Genomic DNA, 25,811 nt, shown 5'->3' with positions numbered 1-25,811 from the left:
CTACCCCCTGTGGCGGTTTTACATCAGTTTGCGGCGCCGTGTCACCTCGATATTCAGATCGGTCAGCTTCTTGCGCAGAGTATTGCGGTTTATTCCCAACAGATCGGCGCATCTAAGCTGGTTGCCGCCGGTGGCGTCCAACGCGACCTGCAGCAACGGGCGCTCGATCTCGTGGAGGATGCGATCATACAGGCCCGGCGGCGGCAGGCTGTCGCCGTGCAGGTCGAAGTATCGTTGCAGATGCGCCTCGACGGAATCCGACAAGGGGCCGTTGCCGCTGCCCAGGTGAAAGCCAGCTGCGGGGCTGTCGGCCGCCAGAGGCGCCACCGGCATCGGCGTGACAGGGATGGCGGCTGCGCGGGTGCCGCCCCCCTGGCTCAGCGCCTCGCGCATCTCGGGGGCGGTGATGGCGGGGCCGCTGGCGGTCAGGGCCAGGCGGCGCATCATGTTTTCCAGTTCGCGCACGTTGCCGGGAAAGGCGTGCGCGCGCAAAAGGCCTGCCGCATCGTCGCCCAGGGTGCGGTCGGGCAGTCCCTGCGTTGCCGCGCGCGCCAGCAGATGGCCCGCCAGCGGCAGGATGTCATCGACCCGTGCGCGGAGCGGCGGCACCGTCACCGTCACCCCTGCCAGCCGGTAATAAAGATCGGACCGCAGCCGCCCTGCCGCAACGTCGGCTTGCGGGTCCGGCCCGGTAGTTGCCACGATGCGGGGGGCCATGGCGCGGTCGGGTCCGCTTTCCAGCGATTCGATTAGACCAATCAGGCGGGCCTGCGCGGCGGGATCGAAGCCCGCCGGATTCTCGATGACGATCGTGCCGCCCCGCGCCTTGTCGGCGGCGCGGGTGATGGCCTCGTCCCCGGCATCCGCGGATGTCAGGATCGCCAGGCCATTGTCGCGGCGGTCCGACAGGTCGTGGAACGACCGCGCGATGGTGGTCTTGCCCACGCCGGGCTCGCCTGCGATCAACACCGGCAGGTCGGCGTTCAGGATGCGGGCCACCATGCGGAACAGGGCCTGCATCGCGGGTGCGTGGCCGATCAGCGGCATGGCGGGATCGGCGGCGGGGCGCGGGGCCAGGGTGATGTCGGGCACCGGATCCGACTTGCGCGGGCGGCGCGACAAGGCCTGGTTCGCCTTGGCCATGAGGTCCGGCAGGTCAAAGGGCTTGGGCAGGTATTCAAAGGCCTCCGCCTCGGTCGCGCGGATCGCGGTAACGATGGTGTTCTGGGCCGAGATCACGATCACCGGCAGATCGGGACGCACCTCGCGGATGGCGGGGATGCGGTCGATGCCGTTGCCGTCGGGCATCATCACGTCGGTGATGACCAGATCGCCGCGCCCTTCCTCGACCCATTTCGACAGTTGCGCCAGGCTGCCCGTGGCATGGACCCGGCAGCCGGCGCGGGTCAGGGCCTGGGTCAGCACCGTGCGGATGGTGCGGTCGTCGTCGGCGATCAGAACGGTTCCGTCCATGGCGTCGGTCCTTATGCCTTGGGCAATGAGATGCGGAAAACGGTGCGGCCAGGGCGGCTATCCACCCGGATCAGCGCGCTGTGGTCGGTGATGATCTTGCTGACAAGCGCCAGACCCAGCCCGGTGCCGTTTTCCCGGCCCGAGACAAAGGGCTCGAACACCTGGTCGGCGATGGCGGGGGGCAGGCCGGGACCGTTGTCCTCGATCTCGATCTGCAAGGGCAGCGGGCGGCCGGTCGGGTCAGACTCGTCGGGGGGCAGGCGCAGGGTATGGTCGTAAAAGCTGCGCAGCCGGATCGCCGGGCGGTCGGTGTCCGTCAGCGCCTCGGCCGCGTTCTTGACCAGGTTCAGGCAGACCTGGGTCAACTGGTCGGCATCCGCCAGCGCCTCGGGCAGGGAGGGGTCGTATTCCGCAACGATGCTTATCGACTTTGCAAAGCCCACCGTTGCGGACCGGCGCACCTTTTCCAGCACGTCATGGACGTTGATCGCGCGCAGATTGGGGGCCGAGGTGTCGCCGAACCGTTCCACCTGTTCCAGCAGTGACACGATGCGGCGCGATTCGCTGACGATCAGCTCGGCCATCTCGCGGTCCTCGGGCGTGGCGTTCATGCCGATCAGCTGGGCCGCGCCGCGAATGCCGGCCAAGGGGTTCTTGATCTCGTGCGCCAGCATTTCCGCCATGCCGATGGCGCTGCGGGCGGCGGTGCGCACGGCGCGGTTTTGCGACTGCAAGCCCGCCTCGTCCTGCGGCACCAGCAACAGGGTGACGGCCCCGCCCACCTGCGCCGCCGGCCCTGCATGGACCAGGGCGCGGCGTTCCTGATGGCCACCCGCGCGGTCGCCGATCTCGAAGCGGACATTGGGCTGATACAACGCCTCGTCGCTGTGGACGACGCGAAAGACCAGCGGCGACAAGGACGGATGGATGCGCAGCCGCGTCTGCATCTCGTCCCCGTCCAGCGGCCGACCGACGGTCGAGTTGCGGGACATATTGAGCCAGACCTCCGCCGCGTCGTTCATGGCGGCGACACGGCCTTGATCGTCCAGCACCAGGGCGGGCAGCGGCAGGCTGTCCCAGCCCGGACCGGGATGCACTTCGTCAAACCCGGCCGGGCTGTGCCGGGTCATGCGGCCACCGGCGCATCAGCAAAGGACAGGCGGATCAAGGCCAGGGTTTCGGCAGGGCTGCCTGCGCGCAGCATCCGGTCGCGCAAGGGCGCCCCGTTCGCATCGGCATACCAACCCAGATGCTTGCGCGCGACGCGCAGGCCCAGGTCGGTGCCATAGAAATCCAGAATATCCTCGTAATGCTCGGCCACCGCATCGGCCAGGGCGTTCCCCTGCGGAACATCCGGCGCGGGGCTGTCCACCAGGTCATGGGCGATCTGCGCCAGCCGCCAAGGCGCGCCCTGCGCCCCCCGCCCGACCATCACCGCATCCGCGCCCGATGCCGCAAGCGCCGCGCGGGCGGATGCCCCGTCCACCACGTCGCCATTGGCGACCAGCGGCGGGCGGCCCGGCAGGTTCGCCACCGCCCGGATCCGCGTCCAGTCGGCCTGGCCCTTGTAGAACTGCGCCCGCGTCCGGCCATGCACCGTCAGCATCCTGACACCAGCGTCGCTCGCACGCCGGGCCAGATCAGGCGCATTCAGGCAATTGTCGTCCCATCCCAGCCGCATCTTCAGCGTCACGGGCACCGAGACCGCCCCCACAACCGCGTCGATCAGGGTCAGCGCATGATCCAGGTCGCGCATCAGCGCCGCGCCCGACAACCCGCCCGTCACTTTCTTAGCCGGGCATCCCATGTTGATGTCGATGATCCGCGCACCCATCCCCTGGACAATGCGGGCGGTTTCCGCCATCGCCCCGGCCTCGCGTCCGGCGATCTGCACGCTGACGGGCAGCGCGCCTTCGGTCAGCGCCTTGGCGCGAACCGCGGCGCGCGTGGACGGGCGCGGCGTCACCATCTCTGTCGAGGCGACCATCTCGCTGACCATCAGCCCTGCGCCGTATCGTGCAACGGCGCGGCGAAACGGCAAATCGGTGATTCCCGCCATGGGCGCAAGAAACACCGGCGGGCCAAGCCGCGTATCGCCAAGAATGATGGGGTCGCCAATCTGCATGACCTGTTCCTTCGCCCTGCCCCGAGCCGCCCGCAAGACGGCGTTGCCGACCGGATATGCCGCATATTCGACCATCCGCATCATTGCCTGAATTTATCGCAGATTGCCTGTTGCATAGGCAATGCCCGCTTGGGACTAGGTGTCGCCAAGATCCTATCCAACTGTCGCAATCCGAATGGTCTTTGGCCATCCAGATGCTTAGATGGTGGCTGAAATACAAGGGGGACTCATGTTCCTGTCGGTCTTCGATCTGTTCAAGGTGGGCGTCGGCCCCTCGTCGTCCCACACCATGGGCCCGATGGTCGCGGGTGCGCGCTTTCTGGACGAGTTGCGTCGGCAACCGTTCCGGGCGCAGGGGCTGAAAGCCAGCTTGCATGGCAGCCTCGCCTTTACCGGCAAGGGTCATGCCACCGACCGCGCGACGATCCTGGGCCTTGCGGGGTTCGTCCCCGCAACCCTGGATGCCGAGGCTGCCGAGGCTGCCCTGGCGCGGAACCGCGAAACCCATGTGCTGTCGCCCGAAGGCTTGGGCGATCTGGTCTTCGATCCCGACCGCGATCTGCGCTTCGATTTCGACCATGCGCTGCCCGGCCATGCGAACGGCATGACCCTGTCCGCCACGGACGCACAGGGCGACGTGATCTTCCACCGCATCTATTATTCCATCGGCGGTGGCTTCGTCTTGACGGACGAGGAACTGGCCGGAAAGGGAAACGAAAAGCGCAGCGACGACGCGCCTGCGGTGCCCTTTCCCTTTGCAAGCGCCGCCGAGATGCTGGCCATGGCCAAGGCGTCGGGCAAAAGCATCGCGCGGATGAAGCACGAAAACGAACGGGTTTACCGCAGCGATGCCGAGATCCGCGACGGCCTGATGCGCATCTGGCAGGTCATGCGCGACTGCATGGACCGGGGGCTGACCACCGACGGCATCCTGCCCGGCGGGCTGTTGGTCAAGCGCCGCGCCAAGGCGATCCATGAAAAGCTGCTGGCCGAACGCGGCATGAACCTGACCGCGCCCCATGTCATCAACGACTGGATGTCGACCTATGCCATGGCCGTGAACGAGGAAAACGCGGCCGGCGGCCAGGTCGTGACCGCCCCCACCAACGGCGCGGCGGGAACGGTGCCTGCCGTGATCCGCTATTGGCTGCACCATGTGCCGGGCGCATCCGAACGCGACATTCCCGAATTCCTGCTGACGGCGGCGGCGATCGGCGGTCTGGTCAAGCACAACGCCAGCATTTCCGGCGCCGAGGCGGGCTGCCAGGCCGAGGTCGGCAGCGCCTCTGCCATGGCAGCGGCGGGATTGGCGGCGGTTCTGGGCGGCATCCCCGAACAGGTGGAAAACGCCGCCGAGATCGCCTTGGAACATCATCTGGGCATGACCTGCGACCCGGTGCGCGGCCTGGTGCAGGTGCCCTGCATCGAACGCAACGGGCTTGGGGCGATCAAGGCGGTCAGTGCGGCCAGCCTGTCGCTGCGCGGCGACGGCACGCATTTCGTGCCGCTGGACGCCGCAATCGAGACGATGCGCCAAACCGGCCGCGATATGTCGGACAAATACAAGGAAACGTCCCTGGGCGGCCTGGCGGTCAACGTCCCGAATTGTTGATGGTCAATCCGGCGGGCAGTCGCCGCAGCGTTCCGCGCGCGCTTGCCCCGCCGCCCGGCGGTTGCTAACGCTGGCGCGACAGTGATCCCCAAAGAAGGCTGACCGATGACCCCGCGTCTTGCATTCATCGCGCTGATGACCCTGCCGCTTGCCGCCTGCGATGGCGCGAACCTTCCCGGCCTCCGCACGGCCGAGCCTCAGGTCCAGGGACACAAAGGCCCGCCGGGCGTGTCGCCGCTGGAACAGCCCATCGAAACCGGGGCCGAAATCCGCCCCGTTTCCACGGCCGAGGCCACCACCTATAACACCGCAGCCTTCAGCGCGCGCGGAAACGAGCCGTTCTGGGCCGTCGATGTGGCAGGCAGCACCGCGATCTACAAGACGCCCGACAACCAAAAGGGCCGCCCGATCCGCGTGAACCGCCTGGCCTTTGCCCAGGGCGTCGAATACGTGGGCGTTCATGCCGGCCGTCCCTTTGTGCTGAACATCCGCGCGGCGAAATGCGAGGACAGCATGTCCGGCCAGGACTTTCCCTTCACCGCGCGCCTGACCGTGTCGGGCATTTCGGAAACGGGTTGCGCAAGCGCGGCAACGGCCGAGGTCGCTCAGGCAGTCGCCGCCATCCGCGCACCTGCCCCCGCCGCGCCGCGTGCAGCGCCCGTGGCGACGCGTCCGGCGGCCACCCGCCCTGCCGCAGCACCTGCGGCAACGCCTGCCCCGGCCTCGGAAACGCCTGCCGCCGCAAGCCCGGCGGCAACCCCTGCGCCGGAAGCCGCGACACCCCCGGCTACGCCTCCGGCGGCAAGCAGCACCCCTGCGGCCCCGGCATCCGAAGGCACTGCTGACCTGCCGCCGCCACCTGCCGCCGACGCCCCGGCGGCCACGCCCATCGTCCCGGAACTGCGCACCCTGCCGCCTGCCGGAACCACCGGCGCGACGACCACGACCGAACCCGCCGAATGACGGTTTGACCGCCCTGCGGCATCCGTGACGCACCATGCAGCCATGATGCGTTGCCGGGCTGTCCGCGGGGCGGTTTGCCGTCTATGATCCGGCCAAAAGCCTAAAACGAGGACACGCCATGCGCCGATCCCCCCTTATCAGACGCCTGATGGCGACGACCCTGCCCGTGGCCCTGGTGCTGGGGTCGGCTGGCACGACCGCGGTCGCGGAACCGATGTATGCCCGGAATATGTCCACCTATGGCTTGGCAGGCGGCATCGACACGCCGACGGCGGAAACGCTGCCCGACGGCACGCTGGGCGCGACGGTGTCCTGGTCGGATTACGGGCGCCGCAGCAGCGTGGTGTTCCAGGCGCTGCCGAGGCTGACCACCGTCCTGCGCTATTCGCGGGTCCGTGGCATTCCCGAGGCGGACAATGACAGCATCACGGACCGTTCGCTGGACCTGCGTTATCAGGTGCTGGACGAACAGGGATGGCGTCCGGCAATCGCAGTGGGCTTGCAGGATTTTCTGGGCACCGGCGTATATTCGGGCGAATACATCGTCGCCACCAAGTCGGTGACACCCACAGTCCGCGTATCCGCCGGTTTGGGCTGGGGGGTTCTGGCTGGCAAGCCCCGCATCATTTCCGTCGATGACAATGGCGGCACGCTTAATGCCGATGAATGGTTCCGGGGCGGGGCAAAGCCCTTTGCCTCGGTCAACTGGCAGGTCAATGACCGGCTGAACCTGGTCGCGGAATATTCGAACAACGATTATCTTGCAAAATACAGCGATGGCGCGGTTTACCAGCAGGGCGAGGAACCGGGCAGCAATGTGAACCTGGGCGCCTATTACCGCTTTGGCCAGAATTACGAGGTCGGGCTTTACACGATCGGCGGACAGACCTTTGGCGCGCAATTCTCGTTGCTGCTGAACCCGCGTCAGGCGGCCTTTCCATCGGGTCTGGAAAAGGCCCCTGCCCCGGTGCGGCCGCGTCCCTCGCCGCAGGCCGATCCCGATGGCTGGTCGGGCGTCTGGGCGCAGGATCCCACGGCGCAGCCCGCTATCCAGACCGCCCTTGGCGATGCCATGGCCGACGAAGGCCAGATCCTCGAAAGCATGGCGCTGTCGTCCAGCCGGGCCGAGGTTCGGCTGCGCAACCGCCGGTTCATCAGCCAGGCCGAGGCCATCGGCCGCACCGCACGCCTGATGACCCGCGCGCTGCCCCCTTCAGTCGAGACGTTCGTGATCACCTCGACCGCAGACGGCGTGCCGACATCCTCGGTGACCGTGCGGCGGTCCGATATCGAACGGCTGGAAAATACCGAGGCAGGCCAGATCGCCAATGCCTCGACCCTGACGGATGCCCCGGCCAGCGCACCGGGCCTGGTGCGCAGCGAAGGGGTTTATCCCCGTTTCCGCTGGTCCATCAAACCCTATCTCAGCCTCGGCATCTTCAGCGCCAATGACGGGGTGACGTATGAAGCCGGCGCCCAGGCTCGCGCCAGTTACGAGATCGTGCCTGGTCTGGTCCTGACCGGCGCCTTGCGCCAGCGCGCCTTTGGCAATATCGAACGGCGCGGCCCCACCATCGATGGCAACCGCGTCAGCTATGACGAATACCTCGCGGATCCGTCGCTGGAAACCACGCCCGAAGGCGTGCCTCGGGTGCGGTCCGACACGCGGATGTATTCCGGCAACACCGACCCGGTGATCCCGGAACTGACCCTTGCCTATTTCGCCAAGCCGACGCCGACCGTTTACACCCGCGTCACTGCCGGTCTGCTGGAACGGGCCTTTGGCGGCGTCTCGACCGAAGTGTTGTGGAAGCCCGTAGGGTCGCCGCTGGCCCTTGGCGCGGAAATCAACCATGTTAGGAAACGCGACTTCGACCAGTTGTTCGACTTCCGCGACTATGAGGTAACGATGGGCCACGTTTCGGCCTATTACGAATTTCCCCAGGGCTTCACCGCGCAACTGGATGTTGGCAAGTATCTTGCGGGCGACAAGGGCGCGACCTTCAGCGTTTCGCGCGAATTCGCGAATGGCTGGCGAATCGGGGCTTATGCGACCAAGACGGATCTCTCGGCCGAGGAGTTTGGCGAAGGCAGCTTCGATAAGGGCGTCACCCTGTCGATCCCTCTGGGCTGGGCAACCGGGCAGGCGTCGCGCGAACGGGTCAACGCCAATCTGCGGTCGTTGTCGCGCGATGGCGGCGCGCAGTTGAATGTCAGCGACCGGCTGCATGAACGGGTTCGCGAAAGCCATTCCGTCGAACTTTACGAAGGCTGGGGGAGGTTCTGGCGATGATGAACGGCGCGTTGAAGATCACGCTGGCGGCGTCCCTGATGGCCGGACTTGCGGCCTGCGGCAATGACGACCGGGGCATCGGGGCGCTGGGAACACTGGCCCAGACCGCCGCCCAAGTGGTCGCAGAACGGCGCGCGCCCGATCAGCCGGCGGCGCCCGCGAAGTCCCCCGAGGAGGCAGCGGCAGAGGCCTTGCGCATCAATTCAGGCCCGCTGATCCAGGCGGGGTTCGAGAACCTGAACCGCACCCAGATCATGGCGATGACCGGGCAGAACGGCGCCATGCGCACCTATATGACCCCGGCCGAGGAAGCAGTGATCCTGCGGAACGGAATGCTGGTCGGCACCAAGGGGCTGGGCAACGACCTTTCCGTGGCCGAACCGGGAACCGAAGCGCTGATCCGTGCGGGCGCATCGGGCAGCGGCACGCGCATCATGCGCTATCTTTCGGGCGATGGGCTGGAGCGGCCCTTGCAGTTCACCTGCACGGTGGGCGCAGGTCCGAACCCTGGCGTGACAGTGGAAAACTGCGAGGGCCACGGCACCAGCTTCCAGAACAGCTATATGGTGCAGGGCGGCCAGATCGCCGTGTCGCGCCAATGGATCGGCCCTGCCTTGGGCTATGTGACCATCCAGACCCTGCGGCCCTGATTGCCGGGGAGCCGGCCCTTCGCAGGGCCGGTTCCTGTCACGCGCCCGACAGGTAGGCGTCGATTGCCGCACGGACGCCCTGGGTTTGCACAAGCTTCAGCTTGCGGGCAAAGGCGTCCTGAAAGCGCGGATTTGCGGCAAGCGGTCCGAACACCGTTTCATTCGCCAGAAATGCCAGCGGATCGTGGCGCGCGGCGATCGCGTATTCGCGCAAGGCGTCGCTATTGTCGTCATTCGGCGCGATCTCGTTTCCGGCCTCGTCCGTGCGTTCGCAATACCGGCACCAGAAGGCCACCTCTTGCGCCAAGCCGTCGATGTCGCCGTCGTTCTTCAGCGCATCGGCCAGTGTCGGCAGGATGAATTTCGGCTGCCGGTTCGACCCGTCCAGGCACAGGCGCGGGATGGTGTCGCCGACCTCGGGATTGGCAAAGCGGCTGACGATCAGGTCCAGGTAATCGTCATAGCTGACGCCGGGGATCGGCTGCAGGGTCGGGATGATTTCCCGTTCCTCCAAGGCTCGCAGCCATGCGGAGATCTGCGGATCGGCCATGGCGTCATGGACGAAGTGGTGGCCCAGCAGCGCGGAGGGATAGGCGATGGCCGCATGGCCGCCGTTGAGAATCCGCAGTTTCATCAATTCGTGCTGGCTGACATCGCCGACAAATTCGGCACCGACCTTTTCCAGCGGCGGACGGCCTTGGGGGAAATGATCCTCCAGCACCCATTGGCGGAATGGCTCGCACACCACGGGCACGGCGTCAGAGATGCCAAAGCGGTCGCTGACAAGCGCGCGTTCCCGGTCGGACGTGGCGGGGGTGATGCAATCGACCATGGAATTGGGGAATGCCACCTTGCGCCGGATCCAGTCGGCCAGCGCGGGGTCGGACAGTTGCGCCAGTTCGGTCACGGTGCGCGCGCAGACATGGCCGTTTTCCGGCAGGTTGTCGCAGGACATGACGGTAAAGGGCTCGGCCCCCGCATCGCGCCTGCGCCGCAGCGCGGCCAGGATCATGCCGAACACCGTTTTCGGCGCATCGGGATGGGCCGCGTCATGGGCGATATCGGGATGGGCCGCGTCGAAGCCATCGGTCTTGGCATCGACGTAATATCCGCCCTCGGTGATGGTCAGGGACACGATGCGGATGGCGGGATCGGCCATGGCGGCGATCACCGCCTGGGGATCGACCGGCACGAAATCGACCATCGACCCGATCACGCGTGCGTTCAGCCCGTTCGGGTCCAGTTCGACAACCGTGGTCAGCCAGTCCTGCGCGGCCAGTCTGTCGCGCATTGCGGCATCGCCGGGGCGGACGCCCGCGCCGATCAGCGCCCAGTCCTGGCCCTCGCCCATCTCGAACAGCTGGTCCAGATAGCAGGCCATGTGGGCGCGGTGGAAATTGCCGACGCCGACATGGACAATGCCGGGACGCAGCGCGGCGCGGTCGTATCCGGGGCGGCCGACCGCATCGGGCAGGTCGGCAAGGGTGGATGCGTTCAATGTCACGGCCATGGCCGAACCTTTCCTACAGACGGTCCCCTGTCGGGCCAAAGCGGTGAATCCTGTCCTCGTCCGGCGTCAGCCAGACATCATCGCCGTGGTGCAGGGCGATATCGCCGCTTGACCGGACGGTGACGGTTTCGGCAAGGCCGGTGTGCTCGACATAGAAGAAGCTGTCGGAACCCAGGTGTTCGCTGACCCCAACCCGGCCCTTCCACTTGCCGCCCTGGTCCGAGATGAGAAGATGTTCGGGACGGATGCCGATGGTGGTGGCACCGTATTCGGCAGCCACGGCGCCGGAAAACAGGTTCATCCGGGGACTGCCGATAAAGCCCGCCACGAAGACGTTGCAGGGGCTGTGATACAGATCCAGCGGCGTTCCGACCTGCTCGATCCGGCCCGCTTGCAGGACCACGATCTTGTCGGCCATGGTCATCGCCTCGACCTGGTCATGGGTGACATAGATCATCGTGGTCTTCAGGCGGTTGTGCAGCTCGCTGATTTCGAGCCGCATCCCCACGCGCAGCGCGGCGTCCAGGTTCGACAGCGGCTCGTCGAACAGGAAGGCCGCCGGTTCGCGCACGATGGCCCGCCCGATGGCCACGCGCTGGCGCTGCCCGCCCGACAGCTGGCCGGGACGGCCGTCAAGGTAGTTGGTCAGGTTCAGCGCCTTGGCCGCAGCCTCGATCCGGCGTTCCTGTTCGGCCTTGGGCATCCCCGCCATCTTCATCGGAAAGGCGATGTTCTTGCGCACCGACATATGCGGATAAAGCGCATAGGACTGGAACACCATCGCCAGCCCGCGCTTGGCGGGGGATGCGTCGGTGGCATCCGCCCCGTCGATCACGATGCGCCCGCCGCTCACGTCCTCCAATCCCGCGATCAGGCGCAAGAGGGTGGACTTGCCGCAGCCGGATGGGCCGACGAAGACCACGAACTCGCCGTCCTCGATGGTCAGGTCAAGGGGCGGGATCACCTCGACCTCTCCGAACCGCTTGGCCACGCCTTGCAGGGTTATCTGTCCCATGAATGTTCCCCTTATTTCACGGCGCCAAAGGTCAGGCCGCGGACCAGTTGTTTCTGGCTGAACCAGCCCAGGACCAGGATCGGCGCGATCGCCATGACGGACGCCGCCGAGAGTTTCGCCCAGAACAGCCCCTGCGGGCTGGAAAAGCTGGCGATGAAGGCGGACAGGGGCGCGGCGTTCGTGGTGGTCAGCTGGATCGTCCAGAACGCCTCGTTCCAGGCCAGGATGATGTTCAGAAGCAGCGTGGAGGCGATGCCGGGGATCGCCATCGGCGTCAGCACATACAGGATCTCGTCGCGCAGGGTCGCCCCGTCCATCCGCGCCGCCTCCAGGATCTCGCCCGGAATTTCGCGGAAATAGGTGTACAGCATCCAGATCACAATCGGCAGGTTGATCAGCATCAGCAGAACCGTCAGCCCGATGCGGGTATCCATCAGTCCCGTGTTCAGGAAGATCAGATAGATCGGCACCAGCACGGCCACGGCGGGCATCATCTTGGTGGACAGCATCCACATCAGGATGTCCTTGGTCCGCTTCGTGGGCGAGAACGCCATCGCCCAGGCCGCCGGGATTGCCACGATCAGCGCCAGGATCGTCGATCCCACCGCCAGGATGACCGAGTTGGTGAAAGGCCGCCAGTAATTGTTCTGGCTTTGCACCGTCTGATAGCTTTCCAGCGTAAAGGACGGAATCAGGTTGAAGCCGGCGATGGCCTCTTGTTCCGTCTTCAGGCTGGTGATGATCGTGTAGAGGATCGGGAAGAAGATCAGCAGGGCCACGAACCAGGCCGCTATGGTCCAGCCGATCCGGGCGTTTCGGGATGTTGCGCGTGCCATGAGTTCCCCTTCAGTCCAGGTTCTTGCCGACGGCGCGCATCAGGAAGATGGCGATGATGTTTGCCAGGATGACGGCGATGATGCCCCCCGCCGCCGCGCCGCCGATGTCGAAGTTCAGCCGCGCGGCGCGATAGATCAGGAAGGTCAGGTTGGTGGACGCCGTTCCTGGTCCGCCGTTGGTCGTCACCAGGATTTCCGCATAGATGCCCAGCAGGAAGATCGTCTGGATCAGGATCACCACGGTGATTGCGCGGGCCATGTGCGGCAGCACCAGATACAGGAAGCGGCTGTATGCGGGCGCGCCGTCCATCTCGGCCGCCTCCATCTGCTCGGTGTCCAGCGATTGCAGGGATGTCAGCAGGATCAGCGTGGCAAAGGGCAGCCATTGCCAGGCCACGATCAGGATGATCGAGAACAGCGGATATTGCGCGAACCAGTCGATCGGGCTTGCGCCGAAAAACTGTGCCACATCCGCCAAGACGCCATAGGACGGGTGCATGATCATGTTCTTCCAGATCAGCGCGGCCACGGGCGGCATCACGAAGAACGGGCTGATTACCAGGATCCGTACGATCCCCTGCCCCCAGATCGGCTTGTCGATCAGCATGGCGATAAAGGTGCCGCCCACTACGGTGATGAACAGCACGCCCAGGACCAGAACCAGCGTGTTCCAGATCGCCTCGAAAAAGGCCGGATCCGTGTAGAAATACTGGTAATTGAACCACCCAGCCCAACTGGTCGTGCCGGGACTGAGCAGGTTGTAGTTCAGGAACGAATAATAAAGCGTCATGCACAGAGGCACGATCATCCAGACAAACAACAGGATGATCGCCGGTGCCCGCATCAGCCGGGCAAGCCCTTGGGTCTGGCGTGTGGCCATGACGAAACTCCCTTACCGGCGCGGATGCGCGAGAAACCCCAGAGGGGGCACCGCCCAGAGGAGGGCTGGGCGGTGCCGGACAGGTAACGGTTAACTCGTTACTTGATATAGCCCGCCCGCGTCATTTCGCGGGTGGTGTTGGACTGTGCCGCAGCAAGGGCATCCTCGGCCGACATCTGCCCTGCCAGGGCTGCCGAGAACTGCTGCCCCACCGCCGTGCCGATGCCCTGGAATTCCGGGATCGCCACGAACTGTCCGCCGGTATAGGGGACGTCCTGCACCGACGCCTTTTGCGTGTTGGCCGCGTTGATCGAGTTGATCGTCATGGCCGCGAAGGGTGCCTCGGCCTGATAGTCGGCATTTTCGTAAAGCGAGGTCCGGGTTCCCGGCGGCACCGCGCGCCAGCCCTCGCGCTCAGCGACCAGTGCCGAGTATTCCTTGGACGTGGCCCATGCGATGAAGGTCTGGGCTGCCTCCTTTGCGTCCGAGGATGTCGGGATCGCCAGGCTCCAGGCCCAAAGCCAGTTTCCGCGGTTATCCACGCCCTCGCGGTTTGGGAACTGCGCAAATCCCACGTTGTCCGCCACGGTCGACGTCGCAGGATCAGTCACGAAGCTGGCAGCGACGGTGGCGTCGATCCAGATGGCGCATTTTCCCTGCTGGAACAGCGACAGGTTTTCGTTGAAGCCGTTCGACGACGCGCCGGGCGGGCCGTATTCGTTCATCATGGCCAGATAGTCGGTCAGCGTGGCCTTCCATTCCTCGCTGTCGAACTGCGGCTTCCAGTCGGTGTCGAACCAGCGGGCGCCATAGCTGTTGGCCATCGCGGTGATGAAGCCAATGTTCTCGCCCCAACCCGGCTTGCCACGCAGGCAGATGCCGTATTGTTCCTTGGACTTGTCGGTCATCTTCGCCGCCGCGTCGCGGATGTCGGCCCAGGTCGGAGCGTCGGGGATGGTAACGCCCGCGGCCTCGGCCAGGTCGGTGCGATACATCACCATCGCGGATTCGGCATAGAAAGGCGCGGCGTACAGCTTGCCATCCACCGACAATGCGTCGCGCACGGCCGGGACCAGGTCGTCGACATCATAGGCGTCACCCAGTTCCAGCGGCACCAGCCAATCCTGCTTGGCCCAGATCGGAACCTCGTAGGTGCCGATGGTCAGGACGTCATACTGGCCGCCCTGGGTCGCGATGTCGGTGGTGACACGTTCCCGCAGGATGTTTTCCTCAAGCGTCACCCATTGCACCTGGATGTTTGGATTGGCCGCGGTGAATGCATCGGTCAGGCCCTGCATCCGGATCATGTCGCCATTGTTCACGGTGGCGATGGTCAGCGTCACATTGTCCTGCGCAGCGGCGATACCGGCGGTGGCGCATAGCGCCGTCGCACCCAACAGGGCGCGCCAAGTCGTTGTCATGCTATCCTCCCCTTGTCGTTTGGGCATTTGCCACTTCGACGGGCAAATACTCACAAAGCTGTTGCCGTCTGTCAATAAACAAAGTTTGCCATGCTTGGCCGTTCCGCCAAAGCGGCAAATTTCACGCCGACAAAACGGGTAGGTCTTAAAGGGCCAACAGACGTTCGGCCGTGGCTTCCGAGGTGATCAGTCCGTTCACCAGATGCCCAGTCAGCGCGGCCTCGATTGCCGGCACCTTTGCCTCGCCCGTCGCAACGGCAATCATCGGTCGGTCGGCGGCACGCGGCAATAGCGCCGAGGCCACGCGTTCATTGAAGGCGCAGTCGATGATCTGGCCGTCCCGATCATAGACCCAGCTTGTGATTTCACCCACCGCGCCAAGGGCGACCAGTTCGTCCATCTCGGCCGCACAGGCGAAACCGTCCAGGAACATGGGCGCGCTGCGGTCCATCTGGCCGATGCCCACCAGCGACAGGTCGGCCCGTTCGCACAGGCGGATCGTGTTCAGCACGGCTTCCTGGTTGCGCATGGCGGCCAGTTCGGCAGGATTTCGGGCCAGCACCGGCAAGGGATAGGGGTAATGCGGCGCGCCGACCCGTTCCGCCAGGCTGATCGTCGCGTTATAGGGCGAGGCCGATCCGTCCTGCATCATGTTCCCCAACCGCGAGACGACGACGTGCTGCGGACAGGACAAGCGCGGCAACTGTTCCACGGTGGCCTTCAGCGCCCGGCCCGTTCCCAAGCTGACGATGCGGCGGTCCGGGGATTTCAGCACCCGTTCCAGTTCCGCAGCCGCCGCGATGGCAACGCCTGTCAGCAGGCCCGGTGCCTCGGGGTCCGAGGGAACGACCTCGACCGACAAAAGGCCAAACCGGTCCGACAGCGCGCCCGCCAAGTCCATGCAGCGGGCGATGGGGTGATCGACGCGGACCTTGATCAGCTTTTCGCTGACGGCCATCGCCACCAGCCGTTGCGCCGATTGGCGGCTGACACCCAGCTTGCGGGCGATTTCGTCCTGGGTGTTGCCCGCCACGTAATACAGCCACCCCGCGCGGGCCGCATCGTCCAGTCGCACCGCATTCGGGCTGAATCGTCCTGCGTTCACGGGGTCGCCGCCTTGTCCTGCATCTCTCTCAACAGTTGCGAAAAACTGCCCCAGTTGTCAAAGGCCCCGACGCCTTGCGGCAAGGCCATTGGATCAGTCCCGCGCAGATGCGCCCCGCCCGCATAATGCAGGACGCGCATTCCCGCGGCCACCGCCGACGCGATGCCCGGGCTGCTGTCCTCGATCACAAGGGTCGCCTCGGGCGGGCAGCCCATCTGCCGTGCCGCCAGAAGGAACAGATCGGGCGCGGGCTTGCCACGGCTGACCTGGCTTGCGGTAAAGACCCGGTCCTGGAACCGATCGGCCAGCCCTAGGATGTTCAGCGTATGGGCAACGCGCGGCGGGCTGGATGATGTGGCAATGCAGGCGGGGATTCGCAGCCCGTCCAGCATCGCCAGAAAACCGGGGGTCGGTCCCAGTTCAGCGGTGAAGCGGTCCAGCAGGCGGGCGCGGTAATCGGCCTCGAAACTGTCGGGCAAGGGGCGGGCGTGATTTTGGCGGATCGTCTGGGCAACGGTCGGAAAGCTGCGCCCCAGGAAGTCGCGGCGCACATCGGCGGGCGTCACCGAGATGCCAAGGGCGCCCAACTGGTCGATCAAGACGGCGGACGACAAAATCTCGCTATCGGCGATCACGCCGTCGCAATCGAAGATGATCAGCCTGATGTCCATCCCTCATCCCCCGGCAGCCCGCGCAAAAGCACAAGTGCAACCCGGCGGCGGTTATGGCAAGACCGATGGATCATCGACCCGAGGTTTCATGCGCGCCGTTCTGATTACCCCGCCCCTGCACAGCCACCTGCGCGCCTTCGAGGCACTCGCACGGGAACTGACCCGCCGGGGACACCAGGCGATCTTCCTGACGGAACCGGGCGTGGCGCTGCATGACGACGCGGCGCAAGTCGCCCTGCCCGGCCCACCCGCGCGCGCCCAACCCCGCCGCCTGCTGGCCGAGATCGTGGCAGGCGCGCGCCGCACCGACCGGCTGTGCCGCGATGGCCTGGCCGTGCTGCGCGGCTTGTCCCCGGACCTGATCCTGGGTGACCAGATGGAGCCTGCTTCCGGCCTGCTGGCGCGCGCGCTTGGGGTGCCGCTGGTATCGGTGGCCTGCGCGGTGCCGATGGATCCCGAACCGGGCATTCCCCTGCCTTTCCTGGGTTGGCCCCATGATCCCACGGCAGCGGGCCTGCGCCGCAACGCGGGGGGCGAGCGCGTGGCCGACCTGCTGATGACGCCGCAATCCCGCGTGATCCGGCACTGGGCGCGGGCCTGGGGCCTGGGCGACCTGCAGCGCCTGCAGGATTGCCTGTCGCCCGATCTGGCCGTGTCGCAGATGGTGCCGGGATTCGACTATCCCCGCCCCGCGAATGGCGGCCATATCGCCCAGGTCGGCCCGTTCCGGCGGGACCAGGAAGCGGGGAACTTTCCCGCCGACATCCTTCCTGATTCTGGGCGGCCCTTTATCTATGCTTCGCTTGGGACGTTGCAGGGACATCGCGCAGGCCTTCTGGCGCGGATTGCGCGGGCCTGCCAACAAGCTGGCGCACAGGTGCTGGTATCCCATGCAGGGTCACTGACCGCCCATCAGGCCCGCGCGATCCCGGCCGACTGGGTGCGCGCCTTTGTCCCGCAACAGGCGGTTCTGGCGCGCGCGGACCTGTGCGTGACCCATGCTGGCCTGAACACCGCGCTTGAATGCCTGGCGGCAGGCGTGCCGATGCTGGCGCTGCCCCTGACCCATGACCAGCCGGGCGTGGCGGCGCGCATCGCCCGGTGCGGCGCGGGCCTGCGGTTGCAGCCCTGGCAACGCGGCACGGCGCGAATCGTGGACAGCGTGCGGACCCTGCTGGCCGATGCCCGTTATCGCGACAGGGCGCGGGGCTTTGCGGCGCAAGCCGGAGGCTGGGAAGGGGCGCCAGGCGCCATCGACCGGATAGAGGCGATGCTCAGAACCCCAGGGCGCGCAACAACGTGATCAGATAACTGTCGCCGATCCACAGCGACAGGCCCAGTTCCACCGCCGCGCCACCCACGGCCACCACCCATCCCGCCAGGGGCAGCGCCAGGACTGCGCCCAACGTCGCGGCAGCCGTGTCGCTGAAGGAATTGACGATGCTGTCGCCGTGATAGGCCAGCGGATCGCCGGACGAGTATCCGAACAGACCAATGGACAGGGGCAGGTTCTCGGCCACTTCCCAGATGGTGCTGCTGACGATCACGGCGGCCAGCAGGGTCCACAAGGGCCAGTCCGGGCGCTTCCACCGCACCAGCTTGAACAGCACCGCGCCAAAGGCCAGGTGCAACAGGCTATAGGGATCCAGCAGGGTCCGCGAATTCAGCCCCGCCTGGTCCGGCATCCCCCATATCCGGCCGCAATCGCAACCCAGCGGGCGGTCCAGGATCGTCAGCATCGCCAGCTTGGCGGCCAGCGCCAGCCCGATCAAAGCCATGGCCTGCCGCCCCCATCCGCGCCGGCGCGGCAATTCGCTTGCATCCAGCATCAGGCTGGCAGATCGTTTGGAAGAAAGCGGCGGGGCGGAACGGTTTTCATCTGTCATCGTTGCCACAGTAAAGGCAACGCCCGCCATGACAAGGGACCGCGAGATCCAGGGGTTATGACAGAACAGACAGCCCAGATCGTGATTGCCGGCGGAGGCCTTGCGGCGTCGCTTGCGGCGCTGCGGCTGGCCCCTGCGGCGCGCGTCCTGCTGATCGACCAGCGGGCGGATCCGCTGGCCGGGCATACCTGGTCGTTTCATTCCGGCGACATCGACGCCGCCCAACGCGCCTGGCTGGCCCCGGCGATCCGCCGGGCATGGGACGGGCAGGATGTCCGCTTTCCGGGCCGGACCCGCACGCTGCGCTCAGGTTATGCCTGCCTAGACGCGGACAGCCTGGGGGCGGCCTTGGCGGACGTGCCGGGGGTGACCCGGCTGACGGCCCGCGTGGCGTCCATCGATGCAGGGGGCGTGACACTGGCGGACGGGACGCGCATCGGGGCGGAACTGGCCATCGACGCGCATGGCTTTGCACCCCATCCCGCGATCCAGGTACGGTCTCAGAAATTCCTGGGTCAGGAACTGCGCCTGACCGCCCCCCATGGTCTGACCCGGCCCGTCATCATGGACGCGACCGTTCCGCAAATGGACGGCTACCGTTTCTTTTACCTGCTGCCCTTCGACGACACCCGCCTGCTGGTCGAGGCGACCTATTATTCCGACGGCGCGGCCCTGTCGGCTGACGATCAGCGCGCGGGCATTGCCGATTACGTCGCAAGCCAGGGCTGGCAGATTGCCGGGGTGATCCGCGAGGAAATCGGCGTCCTGCCCATCGCCCTGCGCTTTGACGCAGATGCCTTCTGGCGCAGCGTGCCGCGCGACGTTCCCACCATCGGGCTGCGCGCGATGCGGTTTCACCCGTTGACGGGCTATAGCCTGCCCCATGCGGTGCGCGGCGCCGACCTGATCGCCCGGCACTGGCGGCAAGGTCCGCTAGCCCTGGCCCGTGCCCTGCGCCGCGATTCGCTGGCCGACGCCAAGGCGCAGGGCTTTTACCGCCTTTTGTCGCGGATGCTGTTCGAGGCCGCAGCCCCAGACGAACGCCGCCGCGTGATGGACCGTTTCTATCTGCTGCCTGAACCGTTGATCGAACGGTTCTATGCCGGCCAAAGCACGCTGGCCGACAAGGCCCGCATCCTGACGGGCCGACCGCCCGTCCCCGTCAGGCGCGCCCTGCGCTGCCTGCCCGAATCCTTCAAGGTGAACCCTGCATGAAACAAGACAACGGCAAGACCGCCGCCGTCATTGGCGCGGGCCTGGGCGGCCTTGCGCTTGCGATCCGGCTGCAAAGCGCAGGCATTGCGACAACGGTTTTCGAGAAACGCGACAAGCCGGGCGGACGGGCCTATGTTTATCACGACGCGGGCTTTACCTTTGACGCAGGCCCCACAGTCATCACCGACCCGGAATGCCTGAAGAAACTGTGGCGCCTGTCGGGGCGCGACATTGCCGGCCATGTGACCCTGCTGCCGGTGGATCCCTTCTATCGCCTCTGCTGGGAAGACGGGACCGTCTTCGATTATGCCGACGACCAGGACGCGATCGAGGCCCAGATCCGCGCGATCAACCCGCCCGATGTCGAAGGCTATCGCCGCTTCCTCGCCTATTCGCGCGATGTGTACCGCGAAGGGTATGAAAAGCTGGGATCGGTCCCCTTCCTGCATTTCAGCGACATGATCCGGGCCGCCCCGCAACTGGCGCGATTGCAAGCCTGGCGGTCCGTGCATTCGATGGTGGCACGCAGCATCAAGGACGAACACCTGCGCCAGGCCTTCAGCTTTCACACGCTGCTGGTGGGGGGAAACCCGTTCTCGACCTCGTCCATCTATGCGCTGATCCATGCGCTTGAACGGCAGGGCGGCGTCTGGTTCGCCAAGGGCGGGACCGGTGCCCTGGTCGCGGGCATGGTGCAACTGTTCCAGGAGCTGGGCGGGACGATCCACCTGAACGCCCCCGTGGACCGGATCGAGACCGAAGGCAACCGCGCCACCGCCGTCCACGCCATGGGCGCGCGCCATCCGTTCGACATGATCGCCAGCAATGCCGACGTGGTTCACACCTATCGCAACCTGCTGAATGACCCCAAGGGCGACAAGCTGGCGGCGAAACGCCATTCGATGTCGCTGTTCGTGATCTATTTCGGCCTGCGCGGACTGCGGCCAGACCTGCGCCACCACATGGTCCTGTTCGGCCCGCGATACCGCGAACTGATCGGCCAGATCTTCGGGGGCAAGGACCTGGCGGAAGACTTTTCGCTGTATCTGCACGCGCCGTCGGTGACGGACCCCGATCTCGCACCCGAAGGGTGCAGCGCCTATTACGTGCTGGCGCCGGTCCCGCACTTGGGAACGGTTGACATGGACTGGGACAAAGCGGCCGAAGCCTATCGCGACCGGATCCTCGATTACCTGGAAGAACGCTATATCCCCAACCTGCGGCGCGACCTGATGACGGTGCGGCATTTCACGCCGCTGGATTTCAAGACCGAGTTGAACGCCCATCTGGGATCGGCCTTCTCCATCGAGCCGATCCTGACCCAAAGCGCGTGGTTCCGCCCCCACAACCGCGACGAACGGCTGGAAAACCTGTATATCGTGGGCGCAGGCACCCATCCCGGCGCGGGCATCCCCGGTGTGGTCGGATCGGCCGAGGCGACCGCATCCCTGATGATCGGGGAACCTGCATGACCGACGGGACCCTGGACCAGGCCCGGCAATCCATCGCCGTCGGGTCGAAAAGCTTCGCCATGGCCTCGCGCTTTCTGCCCCAGGGGATGCACGAGGATTGCGTGATGCTCTATGCCTGGTGCCGTCACGCGGATGATGTGATCGACGGGCAGGACGCGGGCTTTGCCACGGGGGCCGTGGGCGACCCTGCCGCGCGGCTGGCCGAACTGCGCGACCTGACGCACCGCGCCTTGCGGGGCGATGCGGCCGCCCCGGTTTATGCCGGGCTGGCGCGCGTGGTGGCGGCGCGGGGCATCCCGCACAGGCACGTCGAGGAATTGCTGGACGGTTTCGCCATGGATGTGGAGGGGCGCATCTACCACACCATGGGTGATCTGCTGGAATACTGCTATCGCGTAGCGGGCGTCGTGGGCGTGATGATGGCCCGGATCATGGGCGTCCGGGACGAGGCGGTCTTGGACCGCGCCAGCGACTTGGGCCTTGCCTTCCAACTGACCAACATCGCCCGCGACGTGATCGACGATGCGCGCATCGGGCGGACCTATCTGCCGCGCGATCTGCTGCGGGCCGAAGGGATCGAGGCCATCCATCCCGACGACATGAGCCAACGTCCTGCCTTGCACCGCATCGCCCTGCGCCTGCTGGACGACGCCGAAATCTATTATCGCAGCGCGGATATCGGCATCAATGCCCTGCCCCGCCGCCCGGCGCTTGCGATCACGGCCGCGCGCAACATCTATCGCCAGATCGGCGTCAAGCTGCGCGCGACGGGACCGGATGCCTGGAATGGACGGCTTTCCACGACAAAAGCCGAAAAGCTGCGCCTGGCTGCCCGCGCCGTGGGATCGACGATCCTGGCACCGCGCCGCCGCGCCAGGATCGTCAGCCGCGACGGTCTCTATCTTCGGCCTTAGCCGGGTGGTGTTGCTGCGGTCCGTCTGCGTGACCAGCGTGGCACAGATGAAGTCGAAACCGACGCAGCCGCCTTGCCATTGTGGCGACGATAGCCATGACGATCAGCAAGATACCAAGCCAGGTTATCGTGCGGCGCCCGCCTGGGCGTGGAACGCGGGAACGCGGTCCAGCATGGGGGTAAAGATCGCGTCGATCATGCAGCGGAACGGATCGGGCGACAGGCCAGCGCCCACCAGTGCGTCATCGGCGGATGCCAGAAGCGCGCGGCAACGGCGCAGCGCCTCCTCGGTTCCAAAGACGGCCAGATAGGTTTCCTTGCCGATGTCCTGCTGGCAATCCTTGCCCATCGCGGCGCTGTCGGACAGCATATCCACCAGGTCGTCGGCGATCTGGAAGGCCTGTCCCAGATCCTCGCCAAAGCGGCGCAGCAGGCTGCGTTCATCATCCGTGCGCCCGCCTAGGATCGCGCCGACCTCGACCGCCGCACACAGCAACGCCCCGGTCTTCAGCGCATTGATGCGGGTGACCCGATCAAGGGCGCCCTCCGCCTGATCCGCATCGGAAAAACCGTTCAGATCCAGTTCCTGTCCTGCGACCAACCCTTGCCAGCCCATGACGCCCGACAGGATCGCGACCAGGGCGCCCCGCTGACCGTCCCCCAGACCCGCCAGCCCGTTGGCGATGGAGATGGCGTGGTTCAGCAGGCCGATGGCGGTCAGGATGGCCGTGGCCTCGCCGAACCGGGCGTGGGTGGTGGGGCGTCCGCGCCGCAGCATGGCATTATCCATGGACGGCAGGTCGTCAATGATCAGAGACGCGGTATGCACCATTTCCAGGGCGACGGCCATGTCCAGCACCGCATCGCCATTGGCGGCATCGCCCGCCACCAGATGCAGCAGATAAGGGCGCAGCCGCTTGCCGCTGCCCATGGCATCGCGCGCGGCTTCGATCAGGCGGGCCGGGGCGGGGGATAGTTGCGACAGATGATAGGCGATGCGACCGTCAAGCCGGCGGACAAAGCCAGCCTGCGCGTCGGGATGGGTTGGCGCCGCGTTCAGCTTGTCTATTGCCTGCTGGTGCATGAGACTGTCCTTCAATTCTTGCGCTGTTCGAACAGGGACAACGCGAAACGACAAGGGCTGACAGGCATGACCCACCCCGATCCGTCGCTTGAGACAGACAATGATTGCGGACTCACACTCACCTCTCGAAAGGAACAACATCTGGATGTCGTGCTTGCGGGGCAGGCAGGCGCGACGGTAACGACCGGGCTGGAGACGGTCTTGTTCGAACACATCGCCTTGCCCGAAGTTTCGTGGCACGAGGTCGATTTGTCCACCGAATTTCTGGGCCACGCCATTGACGCCCCCGTGATGATCGGGTCGATGACCGGCGGACCGCGCCGGGCGGGGGCGATCAACCGCACGCTGGCGCAGGTATGCCAGCAGTTTCGCCTGCCCCTGGCGGTCGGATCGCAACGCGTGATGATCGAAGGAGGAGAGGCGGCGGGCCTGGACGGCAGCCTGCGCCGCCTGGCCCCCGACATCCCGATTCTGGCCAATTTCGGTGCCGCCCAGTTGAACCGGGGCTTTAGCCGCGACCAGGCCCTGCGGGCGATCGAGGCCATCGGCGCGTCCGCCCTGATCCTGCACCTCAACCCCCTGCAAGAGGCGGTCCAGCCCGAAGGCGACCGTGACTGGCGCGGCCTGACCGCCAAGATCGGCGCCCTTGCACGCGCCCTGCCCGTGCCTGTCGTGGTCAAGGAAGTCGGGGCGGGCTTATCCGCCAGCGTTGTGACCCGGCTGACGGCAGAAGGCATCATGGTCTTTGACGTGGCCGGCGCGGGCGGAACGGATTGGGCACGGGTCGAGGCCGCACGTGCGCCCGATCCAGCCGCTGCGCAGGTCGCCGCCTGCTTTGCCGGCTGGGGGATCCCCACGGCGGACGCGATCCGGGGGGCACGACAGGCAGCGCCCGAGGCGACGATCATCGGATCGGGCGGCATCGTCACAGGACTGGACGCGGCGCGTGCGATCAGGCTGGGGGCGGATGTGGTGTCGCTGGCAGGTGCGGTGCTGGCGTCGGCCTTGGACGGACCGCAGGCCTTGGAACGGCAGTTGACCATTGTCCTGCAACAGTTGCGCACGGCCTGTTTCTGCACCGGCAGCGCTGACTTGTCGGCCCTGCGCCGGGCGCGGCTGCGCAAGTAACCGGAGCAAAGGAAAGCGGCGCCCGACAAGGGCGCCGCCTTAGGTTTCTCAGACGATCCGGTCGTCCCGGTCGGTATCGCGGCGTATCGTGCCCGACCCATCGCGATCATCCTCGATCTCGACCTCGGTGCGGCGCACGGTGTCGGACACCGTTTCGGTATGCGTGTCGCTGGTCTTGCGCAGGCCGATTTCCTCGACCACGCGGGCTTCCTTCTGGACCACCGCTTCTTCGCGGTACTCCTCGGCCTCCAGGGTGCGTTCCTGGAAGGCAACGTCGGCGCCGCTGACGGCGCGGTCCACGGGACGGCGCTCGATCTCGACGCGTTCCTCGCGCAGATCGACGCTTTCATTCACCGGCTCCTCGACGGTGTAGGCGCGGACGCGCACACGGCCGTGGCTGGTGTCGCGCTTGCCGATGCGGATGCGTTCCTCGATCACGGGGATCGTTTCATCGTCGGACCGGATCCCCATCTGGCTGCCTTGCGCGCCGTATTCCGTCTGCCTGTCCAGATCGCCGGTGCGCGTGCCGGTCAGGGAGCCGCCAGCCATGGAACCACCCATCGCGCCGCCGGCCAGGGATCCCCCTGTGGCCGAGGTGGCATAGTCGCTGGTCTCGTATCCGCCCCAGCCTTCCGACCGCCAGCTTTCGGTGCGCTCGTCCAGGTCAACGCTGCCTTCGTCATCCAGGATGTCGAGGGCCTGATCGTATTGCGCCGATCCCAGGCCGGTGACCGTCACGAGATAGCCGCCGCGCGACAGCCCTTCGGCATAGGCATAGCGATCCTCATCCGGGAAGAAGAAATCGCTGAGGCTATCCCAGAAACCCTTGTCATCGTCGGTCCGGGTGGTCGAGGTCGTGGTGGTGCTGGCCGATCCGCCCGATACCATCCTGACCTGGGCCATGGGGATACCCGCCTGCACCAGCCTGTCTACCGCGCGCTGCGCATCGTCATGGCTGTCGAACATTGCGGACAGAGACGTTCCGCCGACAGTGTCCATACGTCCGCCCGTGGTGCCAAAATCGTTGTCATAGGTCATCGTGATCGTCCTTGCTGTTGGATGGGATCGGATCAAGGGCTTCGCCGTCTGGCGAAAGACGCTCGATCCGAACGGTTTGCCGGCGTGTTTCCGCCGGTATCTCGACGGACTCCTGCCGTCTGATGCGGCGAACGTGGACCTCCTCTCGAAGATACAGTTCGCGGGTCACGACCAGCCGTTCCTCGACCACGGGGATAATGGTCAGGTCGCCTTCGGTGGTCGTCTGCGGCATGGCATCGACCCGGCGATCGACCGGCACCCGCACCACCTTGATTTCCTCGCTGGAAAGTTCGGCGGGAAGGCGCTGTTCGATGGTTTCGGTCTGGGTCGCGATGCGCACACGGCCGGTCAGGACCGCCTGCTTTGTCACTGACACCTGCTCCTCGACCAGGGAAATGGTATCGGTCTTTGGATCGTCGGGCATTTGTTCCCCCTTGGCTAAGTGGTCCCGGCGACCAGGTGAAGACACAACAAACTTTGCCCCCAAGCGTTCCATTCACATCGGCGCGATAAGTGCAGGA

At 66.0% G+C, this 25,811-nt stretch carries 23 protein-coding genes; 9 read left to right on the top strand and 14 right to left on the bottom strand.

Annotated features, from left to right (window positions below; genetic code table 11):
* Nucleotides 1-18: 18 nt before the first annotated feature.
* Genes LZ585_RS05350 through dusB form a run of 3 tightly spaced genes read right to left on the bottom strand, consistent with a single transcriptional unit; the run spans nucleotide 19 to nucleotide 3,598 of the window.
* Nucleotides 19-1,473 (bottom strand): response regulator, encoded by a 1,455-nt coding sequence (locus LZ585_RS05350; RefSeq protein WP_234855388.1) that lies wholly within the window; start codon nucleotides 1,471-1,473, stop codon nucleotides 19-21.
* An 11-nt stretch (nucleotides 1,474-1,484) separates the two neighbouring features.
* A complete protein-coding gene (locus LZ585_RS05345) occupies nucleotides 1,485-2,603 on the bottom strand; it encodes a two-component system sensor histidine kinase NtrB (protein WP_234855387.1) in 1,119 nt (372 codons plus the stop codon).
* Entirely contained in the window at nucleotides 2,600-3,598 is a 999-nt protein-coding gene (gene dusB / locus LZ585_RS05340) for a tRNA dihydrouridine synthase DusB (RefSeq protein WP_234855386.1), read from the bottom strand. The genes LZ585_RS05345 and dusB overlap by 4 nt, the downstream gene beginning before the upstream one ends.
* A 229-nt stretch (nucleotides 3,599-3,827) precedes the next feature.
* Here dusB and LZ585_RS05335 point away from each other — a divergent pair, with 229 nt between their 5' ends.
* The 4 genes from LZ585_RS05335 (at nucleotide 3,828) to LZ585_RS05320 (ending at nucleotide 9,116) form a co-directional block, all read left to right on the top strand.
* On the top strand, nucleotides 3,828-5,210 hold the full coding sequence (locus LZ585_RS05335; protein WP_234855385.1) for an L-serine ammonia-lyase: 1,383 nt from the start codon (nucleotides 3,828-3,830) through the stop codon (nucleotides 5,208-5,210).
* A gap of 105 nt (nucleotides 5,211-5,315) precedes the next feature.
* The gene (locus LZ585_RS05330; protein WP_234855384.1) at nucleotides 5,316-6,173 is read left to right on the top strand and encodes a COG3650 family protein; all 858 of its coding nucleotides are present in this window, start codon (nucleotides 5,316-5,318) and stop codon (nucleotides 6,171-6,173) included.
* Between the two features lie 118 nt (nucleotides 6,174-6,291).
* Complete coding sequence (locus LZ585_RS05325) at nucleotides 6,292-8,466, top strand: YjbH domain-containing protein (RefSeq protein ID WP_234855383.1); 2,175 nt, start codon at nucleotides 6,292-6,294, stop codon at nucleotides 8,464-8,466.
* A complete protein-coding gene (locus tag LZ585_RS05320; RefSeq protein ID WP_234855382.1) occupies nucleotides 8,463-9,116 on the top strand; it encodes a YjbF family lipoprotein in 654 nt (217 codons plus the stop codon). Before LZ585_RS05325 ends, LZ585_RS05320 begins: the two co-directional genes overlap by 4 nt.
* A 37-nt stretch (nucleotides 9,117-9,153) precedes the next feature.
* Here LZ585_RS05320 and LZ585_RS05315 read toward each other — a convergent pair whose 3' ends face one another.
* The 7 genes from LZ585_RS05315 to LZ585_RS05285 all read right to left on the bottom strand — a co-directional run bounded on the left by LZ585_RS05315 (nucleotide 9,154) and on the right by LZ585_RS05285 (nucleotide 16,554).
* Nucleotides 9,154-10,626: a mannitol dehydrogenase family protein gene (locus LZ585_RS05315; protein WP_234855381.1), complete on the bottom strand. Its 1,473-nt coding sequence runs from the start codon at nucleotides 10,624-10,626 to the stop codon at nucleotides 9,154-9,156.
* Nucleotides 10,627-10,639: 13 nt separating this feature from the next.
* Nucleotides 10,640-11,641 carry an ABC transporter ATP-binding protein gene (locus LZ585_RS05310; protein WP_234855380.1) on the bottom strand — a complete coding sequence of 334 codons (1,002 nt, stop codon included), beginning with the start codon at nucleotides 11,639-11,641 and terminating at the stop codon, nucleotides 10,640-10,642.
* 11 nt (nucleotides 11,642-11,652) lie between these two features.
* A complete protein-coding gene (locus LZ585_RS05305; RefSeq protein ID WP_234855379.1) occupies nucleotides 11,653-12,477 on the bottom strand; it encodes a carbohydrate ABC transporter permease in 825 nt (274 codons plus the stop codon).
* A gap of 10 nt (nucleotides 12,478-12,487) precedes the next feature.
* Nucleotides 12,488-13,357 (bottom strand): carbohydrate ABC transporter permease, encoded by an 870-nt coding sequence (locus LZ585_RS05300; RefSeq protein WP_234855378.1) that lies wholly within the window; start codon nucleotides 13,355-13,357, stop codon nucleotides 12,488-12,490.
* A gap of 98 nt (nucleotides 13,358-13,455) precedes the next feature.
* Nucleotides 13,456-14,778, bottom strand: coding sequence for an ABC transporter substrate-binding protein (locus LZ585_RS05295; protein ID WP_234855377.1), 1,323 nt, complete (start codon nucleotides 14,776-14,778; stop codon nucleotides 13,456-13,458).
* Between the two features lie 145 nt (nucleotides 14,779-14,923).
* A complete protein-coding gene (locus LZ585_RS05290; RefSeq protein ID WP_234855376.1) occupies nucleotides 14,924-15,883 on the bottom strand; it encodes a sugar-binding transcriptional regulator in 960 nt (319 codons plus the stop codon).
* Nucleotides 15,880-16,554, bottom strand: coding sequence for an HAD family hydrolase (locus tag LZ585_RS05285; RefSeq protein ID WP_234855375.1), 675 nt, complete (start codon nucleotides 16,552-16,554; stop codon nucleotides 15,880-15,882). Before LZ585_RS05285 ends, LZ585_RS05290 begins: the two co-directional genes overlap by 4 nt.
* A gap of 88 nt (nucleotides 16,555-16,642) precedes the next feature.
* Here LZ585_RS05285 and LZ585_RS05280 point away from each other — a divergent pair, with 88 nt between their 5' ends.
* On the top strand, nucleotides 16,643-17,857 hold the full coding sequence (locus LZ585_RS05280; protein WP_234855374.1) for a glycosyltransferase: 1,215 nt from the start codon (nucleotides 16,643-16,645) through the stop codon (nucleotides 17,855-17,857).
* On the opposite strand, the gene LZ585_RS05275 is transcribed toward LZ585_RS05280, so the two are convergent.
* Nucleotides 17,829-18,383, bottom strand: coding sequence for a DUF2585 family protein (locus tag LZ585_RS05275; RefSeq protein ID WP_234855373.1), 555 nt, complete (start codon nucleotides 18,381-18,383; stop codon nucleotides 17,829-17,831). The genes LZ585_RS05280 and LZ585_RS05275 overlap by 29 nt on opposite strands.
* Before the next feature lie 114 nt (nucleotides 18,384-18,497).
* Between LZ585_RS05275 and crtY the strand changes: the two genes are divergently transcribed.
* The 3 genes from crtY to LZ585_RS05260 are packed head-to-tail and all read left to right on the top strand — an operon-like array spanning nucleotide 18,498 to nucleotide 22,041.
* Nucleotides 18,498-19,655 (top strand): lycopene beta-cyclase CrtY, encoded by a 1,158-nt coding sequence (gene crtY / locus LZ585_RS05270; RefSeq protein WP_234855372.1) that lies wholly within the window; start codon nucleotides 18,498-18,500, stop codon nucleotides 19,653-19,655.
* Nucleotides 19,652-21,127, top strand: a complete 1,476-nt coding sequence (locus LZ585_RS05265; protein ID WP_234855371.1) for a phytoene desaturase — start codon at nucleotides 19,652-19,654, stop codon at nucleotides 21,125-21,127. The genes crtY and LZ585_RS05265 overlap by 4 nt, the downstream gene beginning before the upstream one ends.
* Nucleotides 21,124-22,041 (top strand): phytoene/squalene synthase family protein, encoded by a 918-nt coding sequence (locus tag LZ585_RS05260; RefSeq protein ID WP_234855370.1) that lies wholly within the window; start codon nucleotides 21,124-21,126, stop codon nucleotides 22,039-22,041. Before LZ585_RS05265 ends, LZ585_RS05260 begins: the two co-directional genes overlap by 4 nt.
* A gap of 123 nt (nucleotides 22,042-22,164) precedes the next feature.
* On the opposite strand, the gene LZ585_RS05255 is transcribed toward LZ585_RS05260, so the two are convergent.
* Nucleotides 22,165-23,124, bottom strand: coding sequence for a polyprenyl synthetase family protein (locus LZ585_RS05255; protein WP_234855369.1), 960 nt, complete (start codon nucleotides 23,122-23,124; stop codon nucleotides 22,165-22,167).
* Between the two features lie 66 nt (nucleotides 23,125-23,190).
* On the opposite strand from LZ585_RS05255, the gene fni reads away from it, so the two are divergent.
* Nucleotides 23,191-24,252, top strand: a complete 1,062-nt coding sequence (fni, locus tag LZ585_RS05250) for a type 2 isopentenyl-diphosphate Delta-isomerase (protein ID WP_234855368.1) — start codon at nucleotides 23,191-23,193, stop codon at nucleotides 24,250-24,252.
* 48 nt (nucleotides 24,253-24,300) lie between these two features.
* Here the strand turns inward: fni and LZ585_RS05245 are convergent, their stop codons facing one another.
* Nucleotides 24,301-25,290, bottom strand: a complete 990-nt coding sequence (locus tag LZ585_RS05245) for a YsnF/AvaK domain-containing protein (protein WP_234855367.1) — start codon at nucleotides 25,288-25,290, stop codon at nucleotides 24,301-24,303.
* A complete protein-coding gene (locus tag LZ585_RS05240; RefSeq protein WP_234855366.1) occupies nucleotides 25,280-25,714 on the bottom strand; it encodes a YsnF/AvaK domain-containing protein in 435 nt (144 codons plus the stop codon). The genes LZ585_RS05245 and LZ585_RS05240 overlap by 11 nt, the downstream gene beginning before the upstream one ends.
* Nucleotides 25,715-25,811 lie beyond the last annotated feature (97 nt).

This window comes from Paracoccus everestensis, assembly GCF_021491915.1.
In the GTDB taxonomy this organism is placed as follows: Bacteria; Pseudomonadota; Alphaproteobacteria; order Rhodobacterales; family Rhodobacteraceae; genus Paracoccus; species Paracoccus everestensis.
The sequence above is the reverse complement of the archived record's forward strand: the minus strand, read 5'-3'. Positions and strand labels throughout refer to the sequence as shown.

Bases quoted from the DNA above. Each gene is read 5' to 3' on its own strand.
- LZ585_RS05330 (WP_234855384.1), top strand. From the start codon at position 5,316: ATGACCCCGCGTCTTGCATTCATCGCGCTGATGACCCTGCCGCTTGCC.
- LZ585_RS05350 (WP_234855388.1), bottom strand. From the start codon at position 1,473: ATGGACGGAACCGTTCTGATCGCCGACGACGACCGCACCATCCGCACG.
- LZ585_RS05260 (WP_234855370.1), top strand. From the start codon at position 21,124: ATGACCGACGGGACCCTGGACCAGGCCCGGCAATCCATCGCCGTCGGG.
- LZ585_RS05275 (WP_234855373.1), bottom strand. From the start codon at position 18,383: ATGCTGGATGCAAGCGAATTGCCGCGCCGGCGCGGATGGGGGCGGCAG.
- crtY (WP_234855372.1), top strand. From the start codon at position 18,498: ATGACAGAACAGACAGCCCAGATCGTGATTGCCGGCGGAGGCCTTGCG.
- LZ585_RS05325 (WP_234855383.1), top strand. From the start codon at position 6,292: ATGCGCCGATCCCCCCTTATCAGACGCCTGATGGCGACGACCCTGCCC.
- LZ585_RS05345 (WP_234855387.1), bottom strand. From the start codon at position 2,603: ATGACCCGGCACAGCCCGGCCGGGTTTGACGAAGTGCATCCCGGTCCG.
- LZ585_RS05300 (WP_234855378.1), bottom strand. From the start codon at position 13,357: ATGGCCACACGCCAGACCCAAGGGCTTGCCCGGCTGATGCGGGCACCG.
- LZ585_RS05285 (WP_234855375.1), bottom strand. From the start codon at position 16,554: ATGGACATCAGGCTGATCATCTTCGATTGCGACGGCGTGATCGCCGAT.
- LZ585_RS05305 (WP_234855379.1), bottom strand. From the start codon at position 12,477: ATGGCACGCGCAACATCCCGAAACGCCCGGATCGGCTGGACCATAGCG.
- LZ585_RS05280 (WP_234855374.1), top strand. From the start codon at position 16,643: ATGCGCGCCGTTCTGATTACCCCGCCCCTGCACAGCCACCTGCGCGCC.
- dusB (WP_234855386.1), bottom strand. From the start codon at position 3,598: ATGCAGATTGGCGACCCCATCATTCTTGGCGATACGCGGCTTGGCCCG.
- fni (WP_234855368.1), top strand. From the start codon at position 23,191: ATGACCCACCCCGATCCGTCGCTTGAGACAGACAATGATTGCGGACTC.
- LZ585_RS05265 (WP_234855371.1), top strand. From the start codon at position 19,652: ATGAAACAAGACAACGGCAAGACCGCCGCCGTCATTGGCGCGGGCCTG.
- LZ585_RS05240 (WP_234855366.1), bottom strand. From the start codon at position 25,714: ATGCCCGACGATCCAAAGACCGATACCATTTCCCTGGTCGAGGAGCAG.
- LZ585_RS05310 (WP_234855380.1), bottom strand. From the start codon at position 11,641: ATGGGACAGATAACCCTGCAAGGCGTGGCCAAGCGGTTCGGAGAGGTC.
- LZ585_RS05255 (WP_234855369.1), bottom strand. From the start codon at position 23,124: ATGCACCAGCAGGCAATAGACAAGCTGAACGCGGCGCCAACCCATCCC.
- LZ585_RS05245 (WP_234855367.1), bottom strand. From the start codon at position 25,290: ATGACCTATGACAACGATTTTGGCACCACGGGCGGACGTATGGACACT.
- LZ585_RS05335 (WP_234855385.1), top strand. From the start codon at position 3,828: ATGTTCCTGTCGGTCTTCGATCTGTTCAAGGTGGGCGTCGGCCCCTCG.
- LZ585_RS05320 (WP_234855382.1), top strand. From the start codon at position 8,463: ATGATGAACGGCGCGTTGAAGATCACGCTGGCGGCGTCCCTGATGGCC.
- LZ585_RS05315 (WP_234855381.1), bottom strand. From the start codon at position 10,626: ATGGCCGTGACATTGAACGCATCCACCCTTGCCGACCTGCCCGATGCG.
- LZ585_RS05295 (WP_234855377.1), bottom strand. From the start codon at position 14,778: ATGACAACGACTTGGCGCGCCCTGTTGGGTGCGACGGCGCTATGCGCC.